Here is a 21,889-nt window from a genome sequence, read left to right as displayed (position 1 = left end):
AAAACTATCATATTTTTTAATGAGTAAAAATAAAAGTTCAGAATTGTCCCAACGTCTATCAGAAATTATCGTTTACGGTATGCAAGAAAAGAAAGCAAACGAGATCGTTCGCTTGGATTTAAGAGATCTTCACAGTTCTGTTTCTGATTATTTTGTGATTTGTCATGCCGATTCTAATATTCAGGTCAATGCGATAGCAAAGAGTGTAGAGGAAGAGGTCTATAAGGCATTTGGTCAAGAACCCCAATTTAAAGAAGGACAATCAAATGGAGAATGGTTGATTTTGGATTTTGTGGATGTGGTTGTACATATCTTTAAGACCGAAAAAAGAGCGCATTATGGTATCGAAGATTTATGGGGAGATGCAGAGATCCAGCATTTCCAAAGCGCTTAATTGCCTTCAATAAAATAATTTATAAAGAAAATATAATTACGATATAATGAAAAAAATCCCGAGTAGTAAGGTGACCCCAAAACCACCAAAATTCAATTTTGTGTGGCTTATGATTGCCGTGTTGTTAGGTTTTTTTGCCTTACAATATGTTATAGGAGAGAACCCGGCTAAGGAAGTTAGCTATAGCGATTTTGAGACACGCATGTTAAATACGGGCTCTGTTGAGCGCCTTGTTGCCTACAAGAAGAATGATCTTGTGGAGGTTGAGGTGTATCTGAAAAAGGGCTGGAAAGATAATCCAAGTTTTAAGGATGCTACAAAAACTGCTGATCCACTTCCAAGTTTATCCGGTCAAGAAGATAAGGGACCACAATATATTTTTAAGGATGCCTCTCCCGATGTTTTGGAGAAAAAGCTAGCTGCTTCGCAAGCGGATTTGGCGCCTGGTACACCGAAGGTCCAATTAACTTATGACGATCGTTCCAACCCTTGGGCAAGCTGGTTTGTTACGTTTATGTTGCCATTGTTGGTGTTGGCTGCGATCTGGATTTTCTTGATGCGCCGTATGGGTGGCGGTGCCGGCGGTGGTGGTGGCGCTATCTTCAATATTGGTAAGTCAAAGGCTCAGCTATTTGATAAAGAGTCTCAGATCAATATTACATTCAATGATGTTGCTGGTCTTGAAGAGGCAAAACAAGAAGTGATGGAAATTGTGGATTTCTTAAAAAATCCACGGAAGTATACGAATCTTGGTGGTAAAATTCCAAAAGGAGCTTTACTTGTAGGGCCTCCGGGGACTGGTAAGACTTTATTAGCCAAAGCTGTAGCCGGAGAGGCTCAAGTGCCATTTTTCTCACTTTCGGGATCCGACTTTGTTGAAATGTTTGTGGGGGTTGGTGCATCACGTGTTCGTGACTTGTTTAAACAGGCGAAAGAGAAAGCTCCTTGTATTATCTTTATCGATGAGATTGACGCTATTGGTCGTGCTCGTGGTAAAAACTCGATGATGGGAGGTAATGACGAACGTGAAAATACATTGAACCAATTATTGGTGGAGATGGATGGTTTTGGTACTGATTCGGGGGTTATTATTTTAGCCGCGACGAACCGTATTGATGTACTGGATACAGCTTTGTTGCGTCCCGGACGTTTTGACCGTCAAATTTCGATCGATAAACCAGATTTGATTGGGCGTGAGCAAATTTTTAAAGTGCATTTAAAGCCGTTGAAGTTATCGGCTGAGGTCGATGCAAAAAAATTATCGGCACAGACACCAGGTTTTGCCGGTGCTGAAATTGCCAATGTATGTAATGAGGCAGCGCTTATCGCTGCCCGTAAAAATAAGCCCGAGATTGACATGCAAGATTTTCAAGATGCAGTTGATCGTGTGATCGGGGGGCTGGAGAAGAAGAATAAAATCATTTCCCCTGAGGAAAAACGCATTGTTGCTTATCACGAGGCTGGGCACGCTATTGCAGGCTGGTTTTTAGAGCACGCCGATCCTTTGGTAAAAGTGTCTATTGTACCTCGTGGTGTTGCTGCTTTGGGTTATGCACAATATCTTCCCCGTGAGCAGTTCTTATATACGACAGAGCAACTGATAGACAGTTTATGTATGACTATGGGTGGTCGCGTCGCTGAGGATATTACTTTTGGAAGAATTTCAACAGGAGCTCAGAATGACTTAGAACGCATCACGCAGCTTTCTTATGCAATGATCGCGATCTACGGTATGAATGATAAAGTTGGAAATGTTTCTTTCAGAGATAGCTCAGAAGCATCTTTCCAAAAACCATATTCTGACAAAACGGCAGAGTTGATTGATGCGGAGGTGCGCAACTTGATTAATGACGTCTATGCACGTACCAAGCAATTATTGTTGGACAAACGTGAAGGTCTGATCAAAATCGCGGAGAAGCTATTGGAAAAAGAAATTCTTTTTCAGTCCGATCTAGAAGAGATTTTAGGCAAACGTCCATTTGAAACCAAAACTACGTACGAGGAGTTTGTGAATGGTGCTGATGGAGGCGGAGTACCTCAGACTGATTTACCGTTGGATGTTCATCCAGATGAAGCCAGATCCAACGAAGCGAGTAGTTCGGAAACTCCGTCAAATAACTTGAATTAATTTGAATATTGCAGCGCTGGAGCCATCTAGCGCTGCATTTATATCTTACTGCGCCATGAACGTGAAGAACGCAACTGCGAAGGAAGTAATGTTAAAACGGATACGTCAGGCATTACTACAAAAAAACGATAATCCACATCCAAATTTTAAGGAAACAGCACTTTATAAAGAAGAGGATGAGCTGGTTGATATTGTTTTTGTGCGTGAATTGACCGCTGCGGGGGGTAAGTTTCTGTATTGTGATGGTGAGATCGGCCTCATTGAAAACCTGATTTCTTTGACCGAAGTGAATGAGATTAAAAATATATATGCCTGGGAACAAGGGATTCAAAATCTACTCAGCCCTTATGGTTTTCCTTTTTTGAAAACGGAGAAAGATTTTGAATTGGCAAATGCCAGTATCACATCTTGTGAGGCCCTAATTGCGCGTAATGGTAGCGTTATGGTCAGTAATGCAAATGCTTCTGGGCGCAGGTTGAGTATATATCCCCCAATTCATATTGTTATAGCCAAAGCTTCACAATTGGTTTGGGATTTGAAAGATGCTTTGGCTTATATGCAGAAGCGTTACGGTCAGGAAATACCCACGATGATATCTACCGTGACCGGGCCCTCCAGGACGGCTGATATAGAAAAAAGATTGGTATTGGGAGCACACGGGCCAAAAGAACTTTACGTTTTACTTTTAGAGGATCGATTCTAGGAATTACTATGCTATTATTTTATTTAACAGAGATGCCTGTTGCGAGTATTATTTTCTTTTTTACAATCGCTACCAGTATCTATACATTTTCACATGAGCAGCTTTACGGCAAGCTGATGCTACATCCATATAGTATCGCACGTAATCAAAATGTGTATACTATTCTGACAAGTGGTTTTATCCATAAAGACTGGGGGCATTTGTTGTTTAATATGCTCACCTTTTATTATTTTGGTTTTGGTTTAGAACGTATACTTGCAGACGCTAGTCCTTATGGACATCTTTTATTTGCTGTAATCTATATCGGTAGTTTAATCCTGAGTGATATCCCAACGATCATTCAGCAAAAAAATAATCGGGGTTACCATAGTTTGGGAGCTTCAGGTGCTATCTGTGCGGTCCTGTTCAGCTACATTCTTTTTGATCCGAAAGTGACCATTGGTGTGATGATGATTATACCTATGCCGGCTTACTTATTTGCGTTTTTGTTTTTGGCTTACTGCGTGTGGGCATCAAAAAAAGGGCAGGATGGTATCAATCATGATGCCCATTTCTTTGGTGCATTGTCCGGGCTGATCCTGACAATTCTCTGTTTTCCCTGGGTTATTAAGCATTGTCTGGCCCAGTTCTAAAATTTTCCGCCCCAGGTTTCCCGGTCTAAATTTCTGTATTGGATCGCTTCAGCCAGATGATGGTTCTCGATCGTTTCGCTGCGTTCCATATCAGCAATTGTGCGTGCAACTTTCAGTATTCTATCGTATGCTCTCGCCGATAGGCTAAGACGTTCAATCGCAGTTTTCAGCAATTTTCTCCCGGACTCATCAATTTGACATATTTCTCGCGTTAATTGGGTGCTCATTTGTGCATTACAATGGATGTCGGAAAAGTCACTAAAACGTTGTTTCTGGATTTCACGTGTTTGAATGACCCGATTTCGTACAGTACGGCTGTCTTCGGTGGCACGGGTCGTGCTCAGTTCGTCAAATAATACCGGTGTAACCTCGATATGCAGGTCGATCCGGTCTAAAAGTGGTCCGGATATTTTACTTAGGTAGCGTTGAACAGTGTTTGTGCCACATATGCACTCCTTTTCGGGATGATTGAAATAACCACAGGGACAGGGATTCATAGCGGCAATCAGCATAAAACTCGCCGGATAATCCACGGTCAGCTTAGCTCTTGATATGGTGATCTGACGTGATTCAAGAGGCTGTCGCATGACCTCGAGTACACTGCGTTTAAATTCAGGTAATTCATCCAGAAACAGTACGCCATGATGCGATAAAGAAATCTCCCCTGGTAATGGATTGGAGCCTCCTCCTACCATAGCCACATCGGATATTGTATGATGCGGAGAACGAAAAGGTCGTGCCGTCAAAAGAGCGTCCTTGGCTTTTAGGTGTCCGGATACAGAGTGTATTTTGGTGGTTTCCAACGATTCATTCATAGTAAGCGGGGGAAGAACCGTCGGTAGTCTTTTTGCCAACATTGTTTTTCCGGCACCGGGCGGACCTATTAAAATAAGATTATGGCCACCTGCCGCTGCAATTTCCAGTGCTCTTTTGATATTTTCCTGCCCTTGAACATCTGAAAAATCGACATCATAATTCGTTGTATTGGCCTGAAAGAAAGTTTGAATATCAACTTTTGTTGGTGCAATTTTCAGTTTATTATTTAGGAATTCAACCACCTGGGTGAGGTTTTCGACTCCGATTACGTCAATCCCCGTAACAATAGCGGCTTCTTTAGCGTTCGCTTGTGGCAATATGAGGCCCTTAAAGCCTTCTTTTCGGGCTTGTAATGCGATGGGTAAAACACCGCGGATGGGCTTAATGCTACCGTCTAAGGATAATTCCCCTAAAATAAGATAATCTTCCAGAAGATTATTTATAATTTGTCCGGAGGAAGCTAATATGCCGACTGCTATGGATAAGTCATAACTAGAGCCTTCTTTGCGGATGTCTGCAGGTGCCAAGTTGACAACAATCTTTTGGCGCGGCATGTGAAGTTGACAGGAAGTAATGGCACTTTCGATACGTCTTAAGCTTTCTTTGACGGCATTGTCAGGAAGCCCTACAATATAATAATGCAGGCCCGTAGATACGATTACCTCAACGGTAATTGTGCAGGCATTGATGCCATATACAGCACTGCAATAGGTTTTATTTAGCATAATTTTTATAATGGGTTGATTTAAAGATACTAAAAAAGTAAACGCGTTAATAATTGTTTGGGGAATTATTGAGAGTCAATCGAAATTTATCAAAAATTGATTATATTGGAAAAGGTAGATTCTTGTAAATAATGGATTAAATGCAGGGTTTGGCAAACGATTTGCTTTGTAAATTGTATTATTATCGAGGACTAGATTCATCGTAATAGAATTAGAACTTTAAACGAAAAAGAAATGAATGACACAAGTAAAGTAGCTTTGGCGTTGTTAGCAGGTCTTGCTGCGGGTGCAGCTTTGGGAGTTTTGTTTGCTCCGGACAAGGGATCGGATACGAGAGATAAAATCAATGATTCGTTAAGCGATTTGAGTGATGCTATTCGTGAGAGAGCGGAAGAACAATTTGATCAATTGAATGATTTTAAAGAAAAGATTGTTTCTACATTGAAAGGGAAATTAAATCAGACCGAAGAAGTGCTGGATGATGATATCATCGAACATGCATAGTTCGCAGATTATTCGTATGGATAATTGCTTTAGAATACATATCATCAGGCTATTTCTAGGATAGATTTTACGATATCAGTTCTCTTTTTAGGATAGCGGACTGAAGTGTCGGACGTTGAGCCGAACAGGATTCGTTTTGTAAACTAGACACTGAAATAGCCTGAATAATTTTAAGATGCATGGAAGAAGAAAAATTTTCACTTAGCGGTACTTTTCAAAAAACCAAAGAGTACATTGACTCCCAGTTTAAGCTTGTCAAATTAAAGACAATTGAGCGTTCTTCTCGATTGATAGCTAGCCTTGTGGTTGATGCGACAAAGCTGATATTCACGTTATTTGTCCTGTTTTTTTTATGCTTGGCACTATGTTTTTGGCTGGGAGAATTACTGGGAAGTTATTCCTTGGGTTTTTTGGCTACGGCGGGTATTTTCTTAGTGATTATTGTCGTAATACGGGTTTTTGAGCCGATGTTAGAGTCCAAATTTATGGATCTTTCTATCCGCCGTTTTTTGGCTAAATGGAACGATGAGATTGAGGAGGAGGAAGAAGATTTACATAAGGAAAAACTTGATAGAGAAAGGGCTACAAATGAGCAATAAACATACTAAAATACGTAATCTACACGAGCTTAAAGCTGAGATTTCCCGTTTGAAAGCCTTAAAGAATGAGCAAGAAGTCTATCTTAAGACTCAATTTACCTTGCTCAACAATAAAATAGAGGCTCCAATACGTTTTTTCAATACACTAAAAGATAATATACCGGGGGTAAATATTGTCCAGCAGCTGTTCTCTAAAAGTAGCAATCCAGATTCCGATTGGTTAACAAAGACCTTACGTATCGGCGTGCCTTTTGTTATGAATAGGTTGTTCCTAAAAAATACCGGTGTTTTCAAGAAAGCATTGATGTTGCTGTTGTCAGAGCGTGCTGTAGGCCAGATCAATCAAGATAAAATCAGTGGTCTCCTCAGCAAGTTAACAAAATTTATCCGTCCCAAAAAGAAGAAAAATAAAGCTGCTCAAGCAGAAAATACGATCATCAAGGATGAGGTCAACGAGTACGGAATTCCTTCGTATAGCGAAACCTACTAATGCGATCGCTTATTCGGAAGCATTTGCTTCTTTTTTCAAAAAATCCGCATAAGCTAGTTGGATGCCTTTCCGAAGGTTAATTTGGTGTTTCCAACCCAGAGCATGTAGTTTTGAGACATCCATGAGCTTTCGTGGTGTTCCGTCAGGTTTTGAACTGTCGAAGGAAATAGTTCCCTTGTATCCAATAACGTCTTTAATCAATTCGGCGAGGTCCTTAATGCTTAGATCTTCGCCAATGCCAATGTTGACAAATTGTTTTTCGTCGTAATTATTCATTAAGAAAACGCAGGCATCTGCCAGGTCATCGGAAAAGAGAAATTCCCGTAAGGGGGTTCCTGTTCCCCAGATAATAACTTCAGGGAGCTTATTGATCTTAGCTTCATGAAATCTTCTGATCAAAGCCGGTAACACATGTGAATTCTGTGGATGATAGTTGTCGTTAATTCCGTAAAGGTTTGTTGGCATAACGGAGATATAATTACAACCATATTGATCCCGAAAAGCTTCTACCATTTTTATTCCCGCGATTTTAGCGATTGCGTAGGGCTCATTTGTAGGTTCCAGTGTGCCCGTAAGTAGCATATCTTCGTTCAAAGGTTGTGGTGCCATTTTTGGATAGATACAGCTTGAGCCTAAGAACATTAATTTTTTAACCTTATTATCGTAGGAAGATTTGATGACGTTATTCTGTATAGCCATATTCTCGTAGATAAAATCTGCGCGATAGGTGTTGTTCGCCATGATCCCGCCAACTTTGGCTGCAGCTAAGAAAACATAGTCCGGTTTTTCCTGATCGAAAAAATCAGCGACCGCTTGCTGGTTGCGCAAATCTAATTCGGAAGATGTTCGTGTGACAATATTGTTGTACCCAAGCTCCGATAATTTGCGATGAATTGCCGATCCGACCATGCCGCGATGGCCTGCTATATAAATTTTAGCGTCTTTCTCCACGATAAGTTATTGATTCCTGCAAACTTAGATAAATTGCTTTTTATATGCAATATAATTCGCCCTTATGAAGTCGATTTGTCCGTGCATATTTCTTTAGTCTATTGGTTTCTTGAACATTTCACGAGTATTGGTATCTGCTCAAGGATAAGTTTTATTTTTTTAAGCGGGAATATAAGGTTATTTTTGCGGGATATTTATTAAAAAATGGGAAAGGACAAACTACGTAAATTTGCTGAAGTTGCTACTTTTGAAAATGTAATCCAACTCGACGCAGGCAAGGAATATAAAGGAAAATGGGCTGAGAAGCAATTTGGTAACAATAATCCAGTTGTTTTGGAGCTTGCTTGTGGTAAAGGAGAGTATACTGTTAATCTAGCGAGATTGTTTCCGGAGAAAAATTTCATCGGTATCGATTTTAAAGGTAATCGTATTTGGCGTGGGGCCAAGACAGCTTTGGAAGATGGAATTCGGAATGTTGCTTTTCTTCGGATACAAATTGAGACTATCCTTGAACATTTTGCTGAAAATGAAATTGATGAAATCTGGATTACCTTTCCAGATCCGCAACCGCAAGATAGTCGTGAAAAGAAACGGTTGACAGGGCCAAAGTTTTTGGATCGTTATAAATTCATTATGAAACCTGAGGGGATGATGAATTTGAAAACAGATAACGATGGTTTCTATGCTTACACATTGGAGCAGATCGATTTACAGCATTTGAAAAAATATAAAGAGACGGTAGATCTTTATCATTCAGATTTGGTTGATAACGTTTTATCCATTAAAACATACTACGAACGGAAGTATTTGGCGCATGACAAGAACATTAACTATGTGAAGTGGAGTTTTGAAAAACGATAACGAATAAATTTACTTTAAAATAGAAAGTCTAAACGAAAGTTTAGGCTTTTTTTGTTTTTATGAGGTTTTACTGTTTTTTAATTGTATTCTATTAGTTTTCAGTTGATTCAAGGTTATTTTTTTCGGCTATATTTTTGTTTACTCCGATGTTTAAATAATTTCGATTTATTTCGTTTTTTAAGTATTATTAATTATTTTCGATTTGAAAATAAAAGATAACCAAGGAAACAATGCTTCAAAAGCGTGCCTAATGCGTGAAAATCCTTTTTTAATGGACTTCAAGGCATTTTAGTAAAATTTTAAATCGTAATAGTGCTGTTAAAAGAAATGCTATTCGAAATAATTGTTAACAAAAAGAAAACATTAAGTTAAAGCAAACTTTTTGTTAGGGATATATTTTTGTGCCAAATTGAAAATTAACAATTTACACCAATAACTATGTTTAGTATTAACCCTATCCAAATTAATCTGAGGCACTCCTCCTCGAAAGTGCTATTTGCGGCATTAGCAATTGCCTGCAATATGGATGTAGCTGGGGCAGCGGTTCCGTTAGAACAGGGCCACGGCGTTTTTCATTATTTTAATCAAGGGAAGATTAAAATCAAAGGAAAAGTTGTCGATAATAAAACCAAGGAGCCACTGGCTTCAGTATCGATACTTTCAGGTGGAGTGACGAAGGGTTCTACGGATCGAAATGGTAATTTTGAGGTAGATATAGAAGTAGGGGGGAAAATCCGTTTTCAGATGATCGGTTATGAGGCCCAAACGCGTACTTACGAGGCTGCTCAAGGCAATGTCCATATCGGATTAAATCCAACATCTGAAGCACTTGATGAGGTTGTGGTCACTGCATTGGGGATTAAAAGACAAGAGAGAGAGTTAGGGTATGCGACAACAGTCGTGAAAGGCGAACAATTAACTGATGCGCTTTCCAATAACTGGAGTGACGCGTTGTCGGGAAAAGTGGCTGGATTGAATTTAATGCGTTCAAATGCTGGTCCTACTGGGTCTACCAAAATTATTTTGAGGGGTGAAACGAATTTGAATGGTGACCCTGGGGCATTGATCGTTGTTGATGGTGTCGTTGTAAATGAAGGAAGCGGACGTAAGACGGCAAATTTGGGCGAAAGTGCTTATGGTACAGGATCCGATAATATGCCTGCTGACTACGGGTCAGGTATAGATGATCTCAATCCGGAGGACATAGAAAATATAACGGTGCTAAAAGGTGCCAGTGCTGCGGCCTTGTATGGACAACGTGGTGCAAATGGGGCTATTATGATCACAACTAAGTCTGGTGCAAAAGGTAAAAAAGGTATCGGGGTTACAGTAAATTCCAATACTTCGCTTGAAGCCATTAACCGTATGCCTGATTTACAGTATGAATATGGACAGGGATTGGATGGTGCTGATTATTATTCTTATGGTACAACAGAAGATGGCACAAGCACTTCGGGGACAAGTTCCTCCTACGGGCCGAAATTTGATGGTCAATATTTTTATCAATATGATCCGGTTACACAAAAAGTCGGAACGGAACGAACGCTTTGGCGTCCATATAATAACTTGAAGTCATTTTTTGATGTCGGAAAAACATTCACCAATTCGGTGAGTATAGACGGTGGAACAGATAAAACATCAGCCCGGTTTTCAGCGACCAATGTAAATAATACCTGGATCGTTCCGAATACGGGTTATAAAAGGAACACCGTAGCGTTGTCGGTGAATTCAAAAGTAAGTGATAAGCTTCAGATCAATGCTAAGGTAAATTATACGAATAAATGGTCTGACAATCTGCCGGGAGCTGGATATGGAAACCAATCTTTGATGTATTGGTTTATTTTCTGGCAGCCAAATGCGGATATGAATTGGTTGAAGGATTATTGGGTACAAGGGGCAGAGGGACAGAAAATCAAGTATCCATTTTCTTCCTATCCCGAAAATCCGTATGCTATATCTCGAGAGTTTATCAATGGTACTGATCGCCACGGTGTAACGGGGAATGTTCAAGCCAATTATCAGTTTAATAAGCATTGGAATTTGATGTTGCGGAGTTCTTTGGATATGGCTTATGAGAATAGAGAACAAAAAAGGCCTTACGATGCGGGGGCGAAAATGCCCTATGGTAGTTACCGAACCCAGTCCATTTCATCGCGGGAAACCAATTTGGATTTCTTATTAAAATATGAAAATGAGATAAACAAAGATTGGAAAGTGTCTGGGACAGTTGGTGGTAGTACGAATGATAATCGTTATCATAAAGATGAAATGCGTGCAGACTCTCTCACTTATCCAGGAGTTTATGTGATGGCCAATGCAAAAGGACCTATTCTTAACTTACCTTATAAAAGTCATGTGCAAAGAAATGGTGTCTATGGACTTTTTACCGCAGCTTATAAGAACTTTTTATATTTAGACGGGACTTATCGTATTGACTGGGCAAGTACATTGGCGTCTGCAATGGCACCAGATAAGAAAAAATATTTTACTTACCCATCCTTAAATGCAAGCTTAATCGCTTCAGAATTATGGAAATTGCCAAAGGCTATTAATTATGCGAAACTGCGGGGCTCGATTTCAGGTGTGGGAAGTGGCGGAGATGATCCTTATATAATTGATTTTTCTTATGAAAATGCTGGTGGCCAATATCCTGGCGGGCTACAGGTTCCAACATTGATTGTAAATCCTTACTTACAACCGTTGCGTACACAATCCATCGAATTTGGTACAGAGGTGCGTATGTTTAAGGATAGATTTGGTTTTGATGTTGCTGTTTATCAGAGTAATACACGGAATCAACAATTGAAAAGAACTATTGATGCTTCTACCGGTGGTAGGCAGAAAGTTGTCAATGCAGGGGAGGTTAGAAATAAAGGGATAGAATTGGCCATGGATGGTACTCCAATTAAAATTAAAGATGGGTTTAATTGGAAAGTATTCGCGACATTCTCTATGAATCAGAATAAAATTATGTCATTGGCCGACTCGGCTATGATTCTTCAGACAGGACCTGTAGCTGGTGGCCAGTTAGTGGCGAAAGTAGGTGGGTCAATGGGCGATTTATATGGTATTGGTTATAAAAGATCCCCAGATGGACAAATTATTTATGATAGTAAAAGCGGTGTAGCTTTGTTGACCGATGATGTGGTTTACTTAGGGAATACGATTCCTAAAGGAAAAGTAAGTTTAGGTAATGAATTTAGATATAAAGGTTTCCGACTAAATTTATTGTTTGATGCACAATTTGGTGGGGTTGCCCATTCCTTGACGCATTATAAATTGGCCGAACAAGGAAAAACAAAAAATACCCTACCTGGACGTTATAGTGGAATTATCGGAAATGGTGTCGTGCAAAATCCGGACGGTACTTATCGCAAGAATGATGTCATTGCAACCAATGTGGATGAATATTACCGCTCTCATTACGGGCAGGATAATGCGGAAGGAAGTACTTTTTCTACAAACTTTATCAAGTTTAGAGAAGCTCGATTTGATTACTCCTTTTCAAAAGCTTTTGTTAATCGCTTGAAATTACAAAAAGCCTCAGTTGGTGTTTATGGAAGAAATCTTGTGATTTGGTCAAACTGGCCGAACTTTGATCCGGAATTTGGTACGTTGTCGGGGACAGATATTGTCAAAGGATTTGAAATTGCTCAATTCCCTTCTACGAGAACTTACGGTTTTAACTTAGTTGTAGGCTTTTAATATTATACACAATGAAACAATCTTTCAATTTCATAGGCATGATCCTAATCGCCCTTGCAATGTTTTTGCAATCGTGCGATAAAAATTTCGAAGACATTAATACAAACCCAAATAACAGTGTAAACGCTTATCCATATCAATTAATGCAGCCTGCATTTAGGGATCTCGTTGCATCTAATATGTCTCGTAATCGCTCATTAAATAATGAGTTGATGCAGATAACGGTCAGTATAAGCGATGGTGAGTACCGCATATTCCGTTATGATATACGTAATACAGTTTCTGATGGTCCCTGGAATTCCATCTATCCAGAACTAAAAAATGTGAAAGAGATTTACAGATTAGCGGATGGTGGAATCAATGATAATGCGTCCTACCGTGGGATATCTTTAATTATGCAGACTTGGGGATTTTCTATTTTGACCGATACTTATGGCGATATCCCTTACTCGGAATCCTTAAGGGGATTGGGCGAAGACATCTTAGAGCCTAAGTTCGATACGCAAAAGGAAATTTATTTAGATTTCTTTAATAAATTAGATTCTGCCAATGTATTGTTGTCAAAAAATATGGCAATCAAAGGAGAATATGATCCCATTTATAATGGAAATGTTAGCAAATGGCGCAAGTTTGGAAATTCGTTATTTTTACGATTATTACTCAGGGTCTCCGGACAATCAGATCCGGCAGTTGCTACATTTGTCCGTTCAAAAATTAAAGATATTCTAGTTGATAATGCATCTTCTTATCCTGTTATGTCAAGTAACGATGATTCGGCTATTCTGCGCTGGACGGGTATGTCTCCCTTGATTTCTCCATTCATGGATGTCAGAGCACAGGACTTTCGCCAAGCATCTTTAGCAAATTATTTTATTGATCATCTGGTTGCTTGGAATGATCCACGGATTAACATTCCTACATACGGTTCAAACGGAGTGAATCGATTGGGAATAGCACCGGTGAGTGGAAATTTTGTCGGTATTCCAAGTGGTTATGCTGCGGGTGAGGGGTGGGAACGTCAGTCCTATTTCTATTCGTATGATCAAACGGTGAATAACCTTCCAGTAAAGACCATGATGAATGATCCGTTGACAGGAATGATTATGAATTGTGCAGAATTGCAGTTTATCAAAGCGGAACTCGCATTGAAAGGATTCTATACGGATAAGGCGGGCGATCTTTATAAAGACGGTGTTATGAAAGGTATTACGACTTGGCTTCCCACTTATACCGAATCTATCGAGGATTACTTAAATAATGGCGATATAAATTGGGACGAAAGCTACAGTTTTGAGAAAAAAATGGAAATGATTCATCTACAAAAGTATTATGCCCTATTATTTGTAGACTGTCAGCAATGGTTTGAATTTCGGAGGACAGGCTATCCTTTGTTACCAAAGGGAACTGGCTTAAAAAATGGCGGGGAGATGCCTGCCCGTTTGAAGTATCCAATTTATGTCCAATCGGCAAATCCAACAAACTATAAGCTAGCTATCGCACAGCAAGGTGCTGATGAGATTAATACGAAAGTATGGTGGCAGAGACGATAATGGCTTTTATAATTTTAATGCGTAGATAATGAAAAAATATATTTTTTACATAATAACGGGATTCATGAGCGCGCTAGCTCTCGGCTCTTGTAGCAAAGACGGAAATTATCCAGGTGGGGTAGTTAGTTCGTATATCGGTATTTTTGACGTCAGGAACATTTATAAAGGACAACCTGTACGAATCAATCAAGATAATTTGGATGGATCTACAACAATTGCAGGTGTTGTTGTTTCCGATCATCGAGAGGGAAACTTTCCTGATGGCTACCTGGTTATACAGGACCGTAGACGCTTGCGCCAATTGCGGGGTATAACGATCCCCTTAGGGAAGGCTGCGGAAAATTATGTGATAGGAGATTCCTTGGAAATTAATATCGTTGGTAGTGAACTGACAAGGGAAAATGGCATTCTTCAGTTAAAAAACGTTGCGGAATCAAATATTGTAAAGATCGCTTCGGATCTGCCAATTCCCAACAATCGCGTAACAGCAAAAGATATTTTGGCAAATCCAGATAAATATGAAAGTACGTGTGTTGCGATCGTAAAGGGCGGTTTTAACCCATTGCCCGCCGCTGGAGATATTCTAGAAGGGCAGAAAACCCTGAATGATGGGTTTGGTAATTTAAATTTGGAGACCAAATCATCGGCAAAATTTGCTAAAAGGAATTTAAGTGTTTTGGCGAATTATTTTGGCGTGATCTTTAATAAACAGGATGCTGAAGGTAAACTCATTCCTTATGAGGTTTTGCGTAAAGAATCGGATATTCAGGAGCTGAGTTCGGTGATTGAACATACCGCTGTGGCTATCTCTGGTTTTGCCAGCGATGTAAAAGGTGGCGATGGAAATTATGAGTATGTTCAGCTTTTAGCAATTGAAGATATTGACTTCTCGAAGACGCCGTATGCTGTCATTGTCAGTAATAATGCGAATGCATCCACGCCGACAGGTGTTCCTGCCAAAGGCTGGGCAACTGGAGGAATGCGGACGTACAAACTGAATATTACTTCTGGAACTGTGACAAAGGGTCAATATTTCTATGTAGGCGGGAAATATAAATTGATCAATGGCTCAAGCTCAACGGATATTTCTAATGCAAAATGGGTCGTCAATTATGATTATGTTGCAAAAGATGGTTTTGATGGTATAGGAACCAAAACCGGTGGACTTATGGCGAATAGTGGTAACGCATTTGGTATCGCCGTATTTAATACCACAACGGTGACGGAAGCAACAAAACCGGTAGATGTGATGTATATCTCAGGGGGCGGTGCATTGACGGATGGAACGAAAGGTTATCGTATTACAAATAATGATTTTTACGATGTTATCGATCCACTATCTTTAAAGTCCCAACCTTTTTTTATGGCGGGAACCAATAATATCTTTCTAAAATATAATACAGCTGATGTGGGTTATTTTGTGAGTTTGGGAGGGGTATATAATACGTCATTAGCGAGATGGACATCTGCACGGTCTCAGAATAATATAGAGATGACCAAGGCTTCCACATTGAGTGAAATCGAAAATGAATTGTCAACTAAAATTGAACAATAAACGATATAAAAAAAGGGGCTGCGGCCCCTTTTTTTATGGTATAGATGGCATGCCGTTAGCTAAATATTGGTAGAGCTAAAACATATTTTTATTATCTTCATTATATAACTATAAACGAAGACTTATGAACTTAACAGATTTAGTTACAGGTGGAGTAGGCTCTAAAGCGATAGAGACTATTTCAAAAATTACTGGTGTCAGTGAATCTAAAGCAAAATGGATCGTAGCGGCGGCAGTTCCTTTGATGATTGCAGCATTGAATTACAATGCGAAAAACAAAGGCCAGGCGGAAAATATTGACAATGCCATTGATCAGCATAGCACTAGCGGGATACTCGATAAAATTGGTGATCTATTCGGACAGGGAGGAGCGGAGCAGAATGGATCTGAAGATGGCAATAAAATTGTCAACCATATGTTTGGCCAAAATACTGAAGTCGTGACACAGAATATTGCGGATAAAGCGGGCTTGAGCTCTTCTCAGGTGACAGGGGTACTGGCCACACTTGCTCCAATCGTAATGGGGTATCTAGGACAACAAAAGCAGGCTTCGAGTGGCGGAGGGATTGGTGATCTAATCGGTTCTGTATTAGGTGGCGGAAGTCAGCAAAGTGCTGGTGGTGGTATGTTGGGCGGTATTTTGGGGTCTTTTTTAGGCGGTGGGCAAGAAGAACAGACTCAAACAACAGCGCAGCCAGCAGCAGGGAGTAATATTACGGACATGTTGGGCGGATTGGCAGGCAGTTTTTTTGATAAAAATAACGATGGACAGGCGAAGGGAAATATTCTTGATTCGATCGCCGGTATGTTTGGAAAATAAGCTGTGTTAGGATATTATTTGTCTTGATAAAGAGCTCGTATGGGATTAAGCTAAGATGACGCAGATCCTAAAAGTGATGAGGTCGGAAGTATGTAACTTCCGACCTCATTCTTTTTGTCCAATTCGTATTAATCTTCGACCGATACTTTCGGTGGGAAATTTTTATGTTTTCTTTTGCTGATTTTGTCAATATTGACGGGTTGAGGTACTTTTACATAATATCCTGTTCCGTCATATTCACGTTTGTTGGGGTTTTCTTTACATGCTGTCGAGCAGCATCCGTCCATCTCCCAGCCGCACTCATCACATTGTGTGAAATGTTCATTACAAGTCGGGTTGGCACAGTTGATCATTTTAGTGGTTTGCTTACCGCAATTAAAACAGGTCGATACCACGGAAGGGTTGACAGAGTTTACATCAACTGTAACACGATTGTCAAAGACGTAGCATTGGCCTTCGAAATCTTCGCCACCAGCTTCCTTCCCGTATTTGATAATTCCGCCATGTAATTGATAAACATCCTCGAAGCCTTCTTTTAACAAAAGAGCAGATGCCTTCTCACATTTGATACCCCCTGTGCAGTATGTCAATATTTTTTTTCCTTTATATTGTTCAAGCTCTTTAATTTTCTCAGGGAACTCGCGGAAATTGTCAATATCTAAGGTAACAGCATTTTTAAAATGACCAACGTTGTGCTCGTAATTTGAACGTACATCCAATACAACCACATCCTCTTGGTCCTTCATGGCTAAGAAATCTTTCGGTTCAAGGTGAATACCGGTTTGACGGTTTGGATCAATTTCTTTCGGATCACGCAAACCGGAGTGAACGATTTCGGCTTTATAGCGGCAGTGCATTTTAATGAACGACGGTTCATCAACATGGTCAATTTTGAATTCTGTTTTATTGAAACGACCGTCGGCATAGATGGCATCCATATAGCTTTTACATGCTTCTACAGTTCCGGAAACAGTCCCATTAAGACCTTCATCAGCTACGATGATACGACCGACCAGGCCCAGTGATTTACAAAATTCTAAGTGATCTGATGCAAATTTTTCGGCATCCTCGATAGGGCTGTAACAATAGTACAGCAAAGTTTGATATTGTGTCATGATATTCATTGATACCGCTGCAAACGGCGTTTAATGCTAAAAATAAATTTAGTGCAAAGCTACAAAAAATAATAAGTGGAATAAAATGACCGTCGTCACCTTTTCTTTAAAGGTTCGAGCAGGTATTCCAAGCCATTAAGCTTTATTTCATAGAGTGTCGCTAACTGCTGGCCTAGCTTTCCCTTTGGAAAGCCTTTTTGGTTATACCAGACTAGATAGGGCTCAGGAAGGTTACATAAAGTGTAGCCCTGATATTTACCAAAGGGCATCTTTACTGTAACAAGCTCGGTTAAAATTTCAGGATTTAACATTAGTCTTGAGGTTTTCCATAATTAAGACGGTACCAAATAGCTTTTAGTGCAATGATGCCATGATTAAATAAATTGGGAATGGTCCCATAGTAGTGTTTGAAGATAGCAAAGCGCTCTTTCAAGGATTCCTTATGTCTTTGCTTTGACATTCCGCCCACGAGATATCGGGCTACATATTGCTGTGCATTGATTGATTTTTTCGCCTTTTTGGCACAACGAATAACCCAGTCAATATCAGCACATAATTTATAATTGAGATCGTATGGCTCGGCGATGTTCCGCTTGATATAGATGGCCTGATGGCATATATTCATACCATATCGAAAGCTTTTCCAGTCGAAATGAGCCGGAACTTTATGCCTCCGTTCACCGATAATATTTCGATTGTCATCTACGAGGATAGTTTCACCGTAAAGAATATCCGCATCATCGCTCAGTTTGGCAAGATTCTCAATGCTGTTGAGATCATAGATCTCATCGCCGGAATTTAGAAAAAGAACATAATCGCCTGTTGCTAATGCTAATCCCTTATTCATTGCATCATAGATCCCCTTATCTTTTTCGGAAAGGAGAACGCTGATTTTATCCCTGTATTTTTGGATGATCTCTAAGGTTCCATCGGTTGATTGTCCATCAATGACAATATACTCTATATGATCATAGCTCTGATTGACAACAGATTTCAGGGTGTGTTCTATGTCACGCACATTGTTGTAAACGACAGTTATAATCGAAAATTTAGGATGAGCAGACATGTTTTTTATGTATTGAATTTATTCATTTTCTTCTTCAGGAATCGGATGCCACGGTTGAATAAAGATCCTTTCCGATGTGCATAGAAATACTTGATGGCCTCATAAGCTTGCTTGTTTTCTGAAATTTCCGTCGGAAAATACCGTACAGGGCTTTCTGCTAGTGTAACCTGATAAGTTGCTTCCGCAGCTGTATGTGTACCCGAACCATCGTTGCCAATATTCTGTGTCATCGAATTCCTTGGATACAAAACTAACCCATTTTTTTTGAATACAGAAGCATACCAGCGTATCGCCCAAGAGTTGATCTTTCCGGCCTTAAATTCCTGCACTTGTTTCCAGAAGTTTTCTTTACCCTCGATACTGAATTGATGTATCTGCTCGGCCGTAAAATCCGATACAAGTTCATCAATATTCGGATTGAAATGTTGCCAGGCGCGGTCCCAGGTTGCCCAGCCCCAACTATTGGCGACCCGAAAAAAGAAGGTCTCAGGCAGTTTATTTAAATCTTTTAGCGGATAACCATAACCGCTGATCTCCATGACCTGATCTTGATCTTTATAGCGCTCCAGTGCCTGATTGAAATAATCTAGGGCAAACACAGCAGTTTCCAGATCATCTTCCAAAACTATAATCTTTCCATGTGCATTAACCACTTTTGTAACTCCGTCGATCACATTGGCTGCCAAACCCCAATTTTCTGTTCGTTCGACAATAATAACCTCTTTGAAGTTCCAGGACCTGGTGATAATCTTTCGGACTTCAGTAACAGCTTGAACAGATTTTTCGTTTTTTGCAGCATCCGAATAGATGTAAAGTGTAGTCTGGTCCGCAAGTTTATTCTTTTCTAAAGCTGAGAGCGTTCTTATCGTATGATCAGGACGATTGTACACAAAAAGTATGACTGGAGCAATACTGTTCATTTATCAATAGATTTTGTTGTATGCTTTTTTGTTGCTAAGACGAGTACGATAAACTGCTCCCGATTTGCCCAGCAATCTAAAAGCAATGTTTAAGTAGCTTTTTGCTTCAAAAATATGCCCTTTAAAAATTGAAGCTCCCATTTTCTTCAGACTCGCCAATACGGCCATCGAAAAAGATCTTACAAAGGTATAATTGATATTGCAATACTCTGTCAAATGATAGACAAATTCGCTTTTCAGAAAGGTTTTTCGGTCTGTTTTACGCTGTTGTCTATCGTGATAGGCTCTGGCTCCTTCGGCAAGAACAATGCTTAATCCGTAGTACTTGATGCGGTTGGCATAATCCTTATCTTCTCCATAATGGAAAAAGATCGGCGCGAAACCACCGACTTTTCTGATCACCGGATTAGGGATAAACCAAAATGCAGCGTTGACGAAAGAGCAAATGCGATGTGAATTTTCGGTAGTAGCATTTTTTGTATATACAGCAAAACCATGGTCCAGCGTTTTTTCGGTTCCATCGTAGTGAATAGGCGAGATAATTCCGATATCGTCTGTGTTTATCTTCACTAAGTTGGCAATACAGTCCCGATCCAGCCAGGCGTCCTGATTAACCAAAAATGCATAATCATATTCTTCCTTCAAAACAATGTCAAGTCCGATGTTGTTGGCCTTTCCAAAACCCAGATTTTCGGAACTTTCTATTAGTCTTATTGTCGGATACGTTTCTTTTATGATCTGTGTGGTATTGTCTACCGAATTGTTGTCGACAACTAAAATATCTGTAGGGTAGCTCGAATCCAATAGACTGGGTAAGCACTTGTGGATCCAAGGCTCAAAATTATAAGAGACGATTATGGTGAGAATCCTGGCCATCTATTTTTTTCGGATAACTGTTAGGAAATAGTGGAATAATTCCAACAAAATGCTGGGTTTAAAGATTCTATTGACAATGATATATGCACATACGGCCACTCCAATTGTACTTGCAAACCTAAGGTAGAGATTGGCGATAGCTGCGGTAGCATAATGGGCTGTAATACAACTGGCAGCTGCCAATAGTGCATAAGCAAAAATATCTGCCAGAAGATAACGAAATGAATAACTCATATAAGGTTTAGCAGAAGCATACCATACGAATATCCAGAGCGCATTTAATGCTGAGGTTAATCCAATGAGCAATTCAAGACCTAATGATTTGCCGAAGAACAGAATAGCGATTTGGAGCAGACCAAACACGATGATATTCCGCATATAAACTTCGGGTTTTCCCTTGCTAATGATAAGGTTGGAAAAAACATTGCTTACAGAATCAAATGCCGCGCCAATACAAAATATTTGGAGAAATATGGCACTTTGTGCCCATTTATCGGTGATCGCAATAGTAATGAAATCTTGTGCTACAGTTGTTAAACCAAATAACATTGGAAAGGCTAAAAAGGCCGTAAAGGAAATTAGCTTGCGAAAAACCCGAACTTGTCTATCCTTATCATCTTCTATTTCCTTTAAAATAGGCTGTGTCACATTATTAACCATATTGGTCAATATATTCTGGGCCATGATGCTCCAACGATTAGGATTCACGGTATATCCCAGTTCTTCAGCGGTATAATGCCGGCCTAAGATCGCGGCATATATATTTTTGTTGATGTTGATGAAAATATTGGTGACTAGTATTTTACTGCTAAATCCTAAAATGTCGCGAATAGGTCGGAAATCGAACTGGAAAGTAGGTCTGAATTTGGAAAAATACCAGAATCCGAGCATATTGAAACCACTATAGGAGACAATTTGGATGGCGTATGCCCAATAGGCATAGTCCTTATAGGCTAAATAAACCCCGACTATATTTGATGCAATAAGCGCAAAGGTACCTGTGATGACTCTTTCTTTGATTTTTAAATTGCGGAAGAGGTAAGCATTGTGCGCAATACCAAAGCTGCCTAGCCAAAAGGATAAAAAGGTAAATCTACTAAGTTCTACAAGTACTGGTTGATTATAGTATAAGGCGATAAGAGGAGCCGCAAAAAATAAAACAATATAAATAAATGTTCCAATTCCTACACTTGTCCAAAATACCGCGTTATAATCTTTATGTTCGACTTCTTTTTTATTGACAATTCCATATACAAATCCACTTTCTTGAAAAGCAGAAGCGAGAACAGAAAAGATGGTGATCATAGCTACTAAGCCATAATCTTCTGCTGTTAGCTTACGGTTTAGTAGGATGCCGAAGCCGAAGCCCAAAAACTGCTGGATGATACTGGCCATACCACCCCATAGCAGTCCTTTTGTTGTTTTTGATTTTAAAGAGTCATTTTTCGTTTGCGATGACATGCTAAATTAAATGAGCGG

The 21,889-nt window shown here is 39.7% G+C and carries 20 protein-coding genes; 12 read left to right on the top strand and 8 right to left on the bottom strand.

Going from position 1 to position 21,889, the window contains the following annotated elements; all coding sequences use genetic code 11:
• Positions 1 to 19 precede the first annotated feature (19 nt).
• The 4 genes from rsfS to ACLCDV_RS24895 are packed head-to-tail and all read left to right on the top strand — an operon-like array spanning position 20 to position 3,857.
• Complete coding sequence (gene rsfS / locus ACLCDV_RS24910; protein WP_312335034.1) at positions 20 to 394, top strand: ribosome silencing factor; 375 nt, start codon at positions 20 to 22, stop codon at positions 392 to 394.
• A gap of 46 nt (positions 395 to 440) precedes the next feature.
• Positions 441 to 2,522, top strand: a complete 2,082-nt coding sequence (gene ftsH / locus ACLCDV_RS24905; RefSeq protein WP_333577349.1) for an ATP-dependent zinc metalloprotease FtsH — start codon at positions 441 to 443, stop codon at positions 2,520 to 2,522.
• Between the two features lie 55 nt (positions 2,523 to 2,577).
• Entirely contained in the window at positions 2,578 to 3,225 is a 648-nt protein-coding gene (locus ACLCDV_RS24900; protein ID WP_317669162.1) for a lactate utilization protein, read from the top strand.
• Between the two features lie 8 nt (positions 3,226 to 3,233).
• The gene (locus ACLCDV_RS24895) at positions 3,234 to 3,857 is read left to right on the top strand and encodes a rhomboid family intramembrane serine protease (protein WP_317669163.1); all 624 of its coding nucleotides are present in this window, start codon (positions 3,234 to 3,236) and stop codon (positions 3,855 to 3,857) included.
• On the opposite strand, the gene ACLCDV_RS24890 is transcribed toward ACLCDV_RS24895, so the two are convergent.
• Entirely contained in the window at positions 3,854 to 5,398 is a 1,545-nt protein-coding gene (locus tag ACLCDV_RS24890) for a YifB family Mg chelatase-like AAA ATPase (RefSeq protein WP_411972497.1), read from the bottom strand. The two genes, ACLCDV_RS24895 and ACLCDV_RS24890, sit on opposite strands and share 4 nt — an antisense overlap.
• Positions 5,399 to 5,632: 234 nt before the next feature.
• On the opposite strand from ACLCDV_RS24890, the gene ACLCDV_RS24885 reads away from it, so the two are divergent.
• The 3 genes from ACLCDV_RS24885 (at position 5,633) to ACLCDV_RS24875 (ending at position 6,991) form a co-directional block, all read left to right on the top strand.
• Positions 5,633 to 5,902: a YtxH domain-containing protein gene (locus tag ACLCDV_RS24885; RefSeq protein ID WP_075990249.1), complete on the top strand. Its 270-nt coding sequence runs from the start codon at positions 5,633 to 5,635 to the stop codon at positions 5,900 to 5,902.
• Positions 5,903 to 6,081: 179 nt separating this feature from the next.
• Positions 6,082 to 6,501, top strand: coding sequence for a hypothetical protein (locus tag ACLCDV_RS24880; RefSeq protein ID WP_411972496.1), 420 nt, complete (start codon positions 6,082 to 6,084; stop codon positions 6,499 to 6,501).
• Positions 6,491 to 6,991: a hypothetical protein gene (locus ACLCDV_RS24875; protein ID WP_317669165.1), complete on the top strand. Its 501-nt coding sequence runs from the start codon at positions 6,491 to 6,493 to the stop codon at positions 6,989 to 6,991. The genes ACLCDV_RS24880 and ACLCDV_RS24875 overlap by 11 nt, the downstream gene beginning before the upstream one ends.
• Before the next feature lie 9 nt (positions 6,992 to 7,000).
• Here the strand turns inward: ACLCDV_RS24875 and fcl are convergent, their stop codons facing one another.
• Positions 7,001 to 7,942 (bottom strand): GDP-L-fucose synthase, encoded by a 942-nt coding sequence (fcl, locus tag ACLCDV_RS24870; RefSeq protein WP_317669166.1) that lies wholly within the window; start codon positions 7,940 to 7,942, stop codon positions 7,001 to 7,003.
• Positions 7,943 to 8,146: 204 nt separating this feature from the next.
• On the opposite strand from fcl, the gene trmB reads away from it, so the two are divergent.
• From trmB to ACLCDV_RS24845, 5 genes are all read left to right on the top strand, one after another.
• Entirely contained in the window at positions 8,147 to 8,803 is a 657-nt protein-coding gene (gene trmB / locus ACLCDV_RS24865) for a tRNA (guanosine(46)-N7)-methyltransferase TrmB (protein WP_317669167.1), read from the top strand.
• Positions 8,804 to 9,241: 438 nt separating this feature from the next.
• A complete protein-coding gene (locus tag ACLCDV_RS24860; RefSeq protein ID WP_411972495.1) occupies positions 9,242 to 12,508 on the top strand; it encodes a SusC/RagA family TonB-linked outer membrane protein in 3,267 nt (1,088 codons plus the stop codon).
• Between the two features lie 11 nt (positions 12,509 to 12,519).
• On the top strand, positions 12,520 to 14,058 hold the full coding sequence (locus ACLCDV_RS24855; protein ID WP_411972494.1) for a SusD/RagB family nutrient-binding outer membrane lipoprotein: 1,539 nt from the start codon (positions 12,520 to 12,522) through the stop codon (positions 14,056 to 14,058).
• Between the two features lie 64 nt (positions 14,059 to 14,122).
• Entirely contained in the window at positions 14,123 to 15,613 is a 1,491-nt protein-coding gene (locus ACLCDV_RS24850; protein WP_411972493.1) for a DUF5689 domain-containing protein, read from the top strand.
• Positions 15,614 to 15,737: 124 nt separating this feature from the next.
• Entirely contained in the window at positions 15,738 to 16,433 is a 696-nt protein-coding gene (locus ACLCDV_RS24845) for a DUF937 domain-containing protein (protein ID WP_411972492.1), read from the top strand.
• Positions 16,434 to 16,561: 128 nt separating this feature from the next.
• Here ACLCDV_RS24845 and ACLCDV_RS24840 read toward each other — a convergent pair whose 3' ends face one another.
• The 6 genes from ACLCDV_RS24840 to ACLCDV_RS24815 all read right to left on the bottom strand — a co-directional run bounded on the left by ACLCDV_RS24840 (position 16,562) and on the right by ACLCDV_RS24815 (position 21,871).
• On the bottom strand, positions 16,562 to 17,548 hold the full coding sequence (locus ACLCDV_RS24840; RefSeq protein WP_317669768.1) for a rhodanese-related sulfurtransferase: 987 nt from the start codon (positions 17,546 to 17,548) through the stop codon (positions 16,562 to 16,564).
• 95 nt (positions 17,549 to 17,643) lie between these two features.
• Positions 17,644 to 17,859, bottom strand: a complete 216-nt coding sequence (locus ACLCDV_RS24835) for a DUF3820 family protein (RefSeq protein WP_046673143.1) — start codon at positions 17,857 to 17,859, stop codon at positions 17,644 to 17,646.
• Positions 17,859 to 18,614, bottom strand: coding sequence for a glycosyltransferase family 2 protein (locus tag ACLCDV_RS24830; RefSeq protein ID WP_317669172.1), 756 nt, complete (start codon positions 18,612 to 18,614; stop codon positions 17,859 to 17,861). Before ACLCDV_RS24830 ends, ACLCDV_RS24835 begins: the two co-directional genes overlap by 1 nt.
• Positions 18,615 to 18,619: 5 nt before the next feature.
• Positions 18,620 to 19,534 carry a sugar transferase gene (locus ACLCDV_RS24825; RefSeq protein ID WP_411972491.1) on the bottom strand — a complete coding sequence of 305 codons (915 nt, stop codon included), beginning with the start codon at positions 19,532 to 19,534 and terminating at the stop codon, positions 18,620 to 18,622.
• Positions 19,535 to 19,537: 3 nt separating this feature from the next.
• Entirely contained in the window at positions 19,538 to 20,410 is an 873-nt protein-coding gene (locus ACLCDV_RS24820) for a glycosyltransferase family 2 protein (RefSeq protein ID WP_317669174.1), read from the bottom strand.
• Positions 20,411 to 21,871 carry a lipopolysaccharide biosynthesis protein gene (locus ACLCDV_RS24815; RefSeq protein WP_317669175.1) on the bottom strand — a complete coding sequence of 487 codons (1,461 nt, stop codon included), beginning with the start codon at positions 21,869 to 21,871 and terminating at the stop codon, positions 20,411 to 20,413.
• Positions 21,872 to 21,889: the final 18 nt, after the last annotated feature.

The sequence above is a fragment of the Sphingobacterium sp. Lzh-3 genome (genome assembly GCF_046764375.1).
In the GTDB taxonomy this organism is placed as follows: domain Bacteria; phylum Bacteroidota; class Bacteroidia; order Sphingobacteriales; family Sphingobacteriaceae; genus Sphingobacterium.
This window is presented reverse-complemented; position numbering and strand designations above follow the sequence as displayed.

What these genes read in the sequence shown, in the direction of transcription:
- trmB (WP_317669167.1), top strand. Translation starts at nt 8,147, where the DNA reads ATGGGAAAGGACAAACTACGTAAATTTGCTGAAGTTGCTACTTTTGAA.
- ACLCDV_RS24850 (WP_411972493.1), top strand. Translation starts at nt 14,123, where the DNA reads ATGAGCGCGCTAGCTCTCGGCTCTTGTAGCAAAGACGGAAATTATCCA.
- ACLCDV_RS24880 (WP_411972496.1), top strand. Translation starts at nt 6,082, where the DNA reads ATGGAAGAAGAAAAATTTTCACTTAGCGGTACTTTTCAAAAAACCAAA.
- rsfS (WP_312335034.1), top strand. Translation starts at nt 20, where the DNA reads ATGAGTAAAAATAAAAGTTCAGAATTGTCCCAACGTCTATCAGAAATT.
- ACLCDV_RS24890 (WP_411972497.1), bottom strand. Translation starts at nt 5,398, where the DNA reads ATGCTAAATAAAACCTATTGCAGTGCTGTATATGGCATCAATGCCTGC.
- ACLCDV_RS24875 (WP_317669165.1), top strand. Translation starts at nt 6,491, where the DNA reads ATGAGCAATAAACATACTAAAATACGTAATCTACACGAGCTTAAAGCT.
- ACLCDV_RS24825 (WP_411972491.1), bottom strand. Translation starts at nt 19,534, where the DNA reads ATGAACAGTATTGCTCCAGTCATACTTTTTGTGTACAATCGTCCTGAT.
- ACLCDV_RS24820 (WP_317669174.1), bottom strand. Translation starts at nt 20,410, where the DNA reads ATGGCCAGGATTCTCACCATAATCGTCTCTTATAATTTTGAGCCTTGG.
- ACLCDV_RS24845 (WP_411972492.1), top strand. Translation starts at nt 15,738, where the DNA reads ATGAACTTAACAGATTTAGTTACAGGTGGAGTAGGCTCTAAAGCGATA.
- ACLCDV_RS24855 (WP_411972494.1), top strand. Translation starts at nt 12,520, where the DNA reads ATGAAACAATCTTTCAATTTCATAGGCATGATCCTAATCGCCCTTGCA.
- ACLCDV_RS24835 (WP_046673143.1), bottom strand. Translation starts at nt 17,859, where the DNA reads ATGTTAAATCCTGAAATTTTAACCGAGCTTGTTACAGTAAAGATGCCC.
- ACLCDV_RS24895 (WP_317669163.1), top strand. Translation starts at nt 3,234, where the DNA reads ATGCTATTATTTTATTTAACAGAGATGCCTGTTGCGAGTATTATTTTC.
- ACLCDV_RS24830 (WP_317669172.1), bottom strand. Translation starts at nt 18,614, where the DNA reads ATGTCTGCTCATCCTAAATTTTCGATTATAACTGTCGTTTACAACAAT.
- ACLCDV_RS24840 (WP_317669768.1), bottom strand. Translation starts at nt 17,548, where the DNA reads ATGACACAATATCAAACTTTGCTGTACTATTGTTACAGCCCTATCGAG.
- ACLCDV_RS24815 (WP_317669175.1), bottom strand. Translation starts at nt 21,871, where the DNA reads ATGTCATCGCAAACGAAAAATGACTCTTTAAAATCAAAAACAACAAAA.
- ftsH (WP_333577349.1), top strand. Translation starts at nt 441, where the DNA reads ATGAAAAAAATCCCGAGTAGTAAGGTGACCCCAAAACCACCAAAATTC.
- ACLCDV_RS24900 (WP_317669162.1), top strand. Translation starts at nt 2,578, where the DNA reads ATGAACGTGAAGAACGCAACTGCGAAGGAAGTAATGTTAAAACGGATA.
- ACLCDV_RS24860 (WP_411972495.1), top strand. Translation starts at nt 9,242, where the DNA reads ATGTTTAGTATTAACCCTATCCAAATTAATCTGAGGCACTCCTCCTCG.
- ACLCDV_RS24885 (WP_075990249.1), top strand. Translation starts at nt 5,633, where the DNA reads ATGAATGACACAAGTAAAGTAGCTTTGGCGTTGTTAGCAGGTCTTGCT.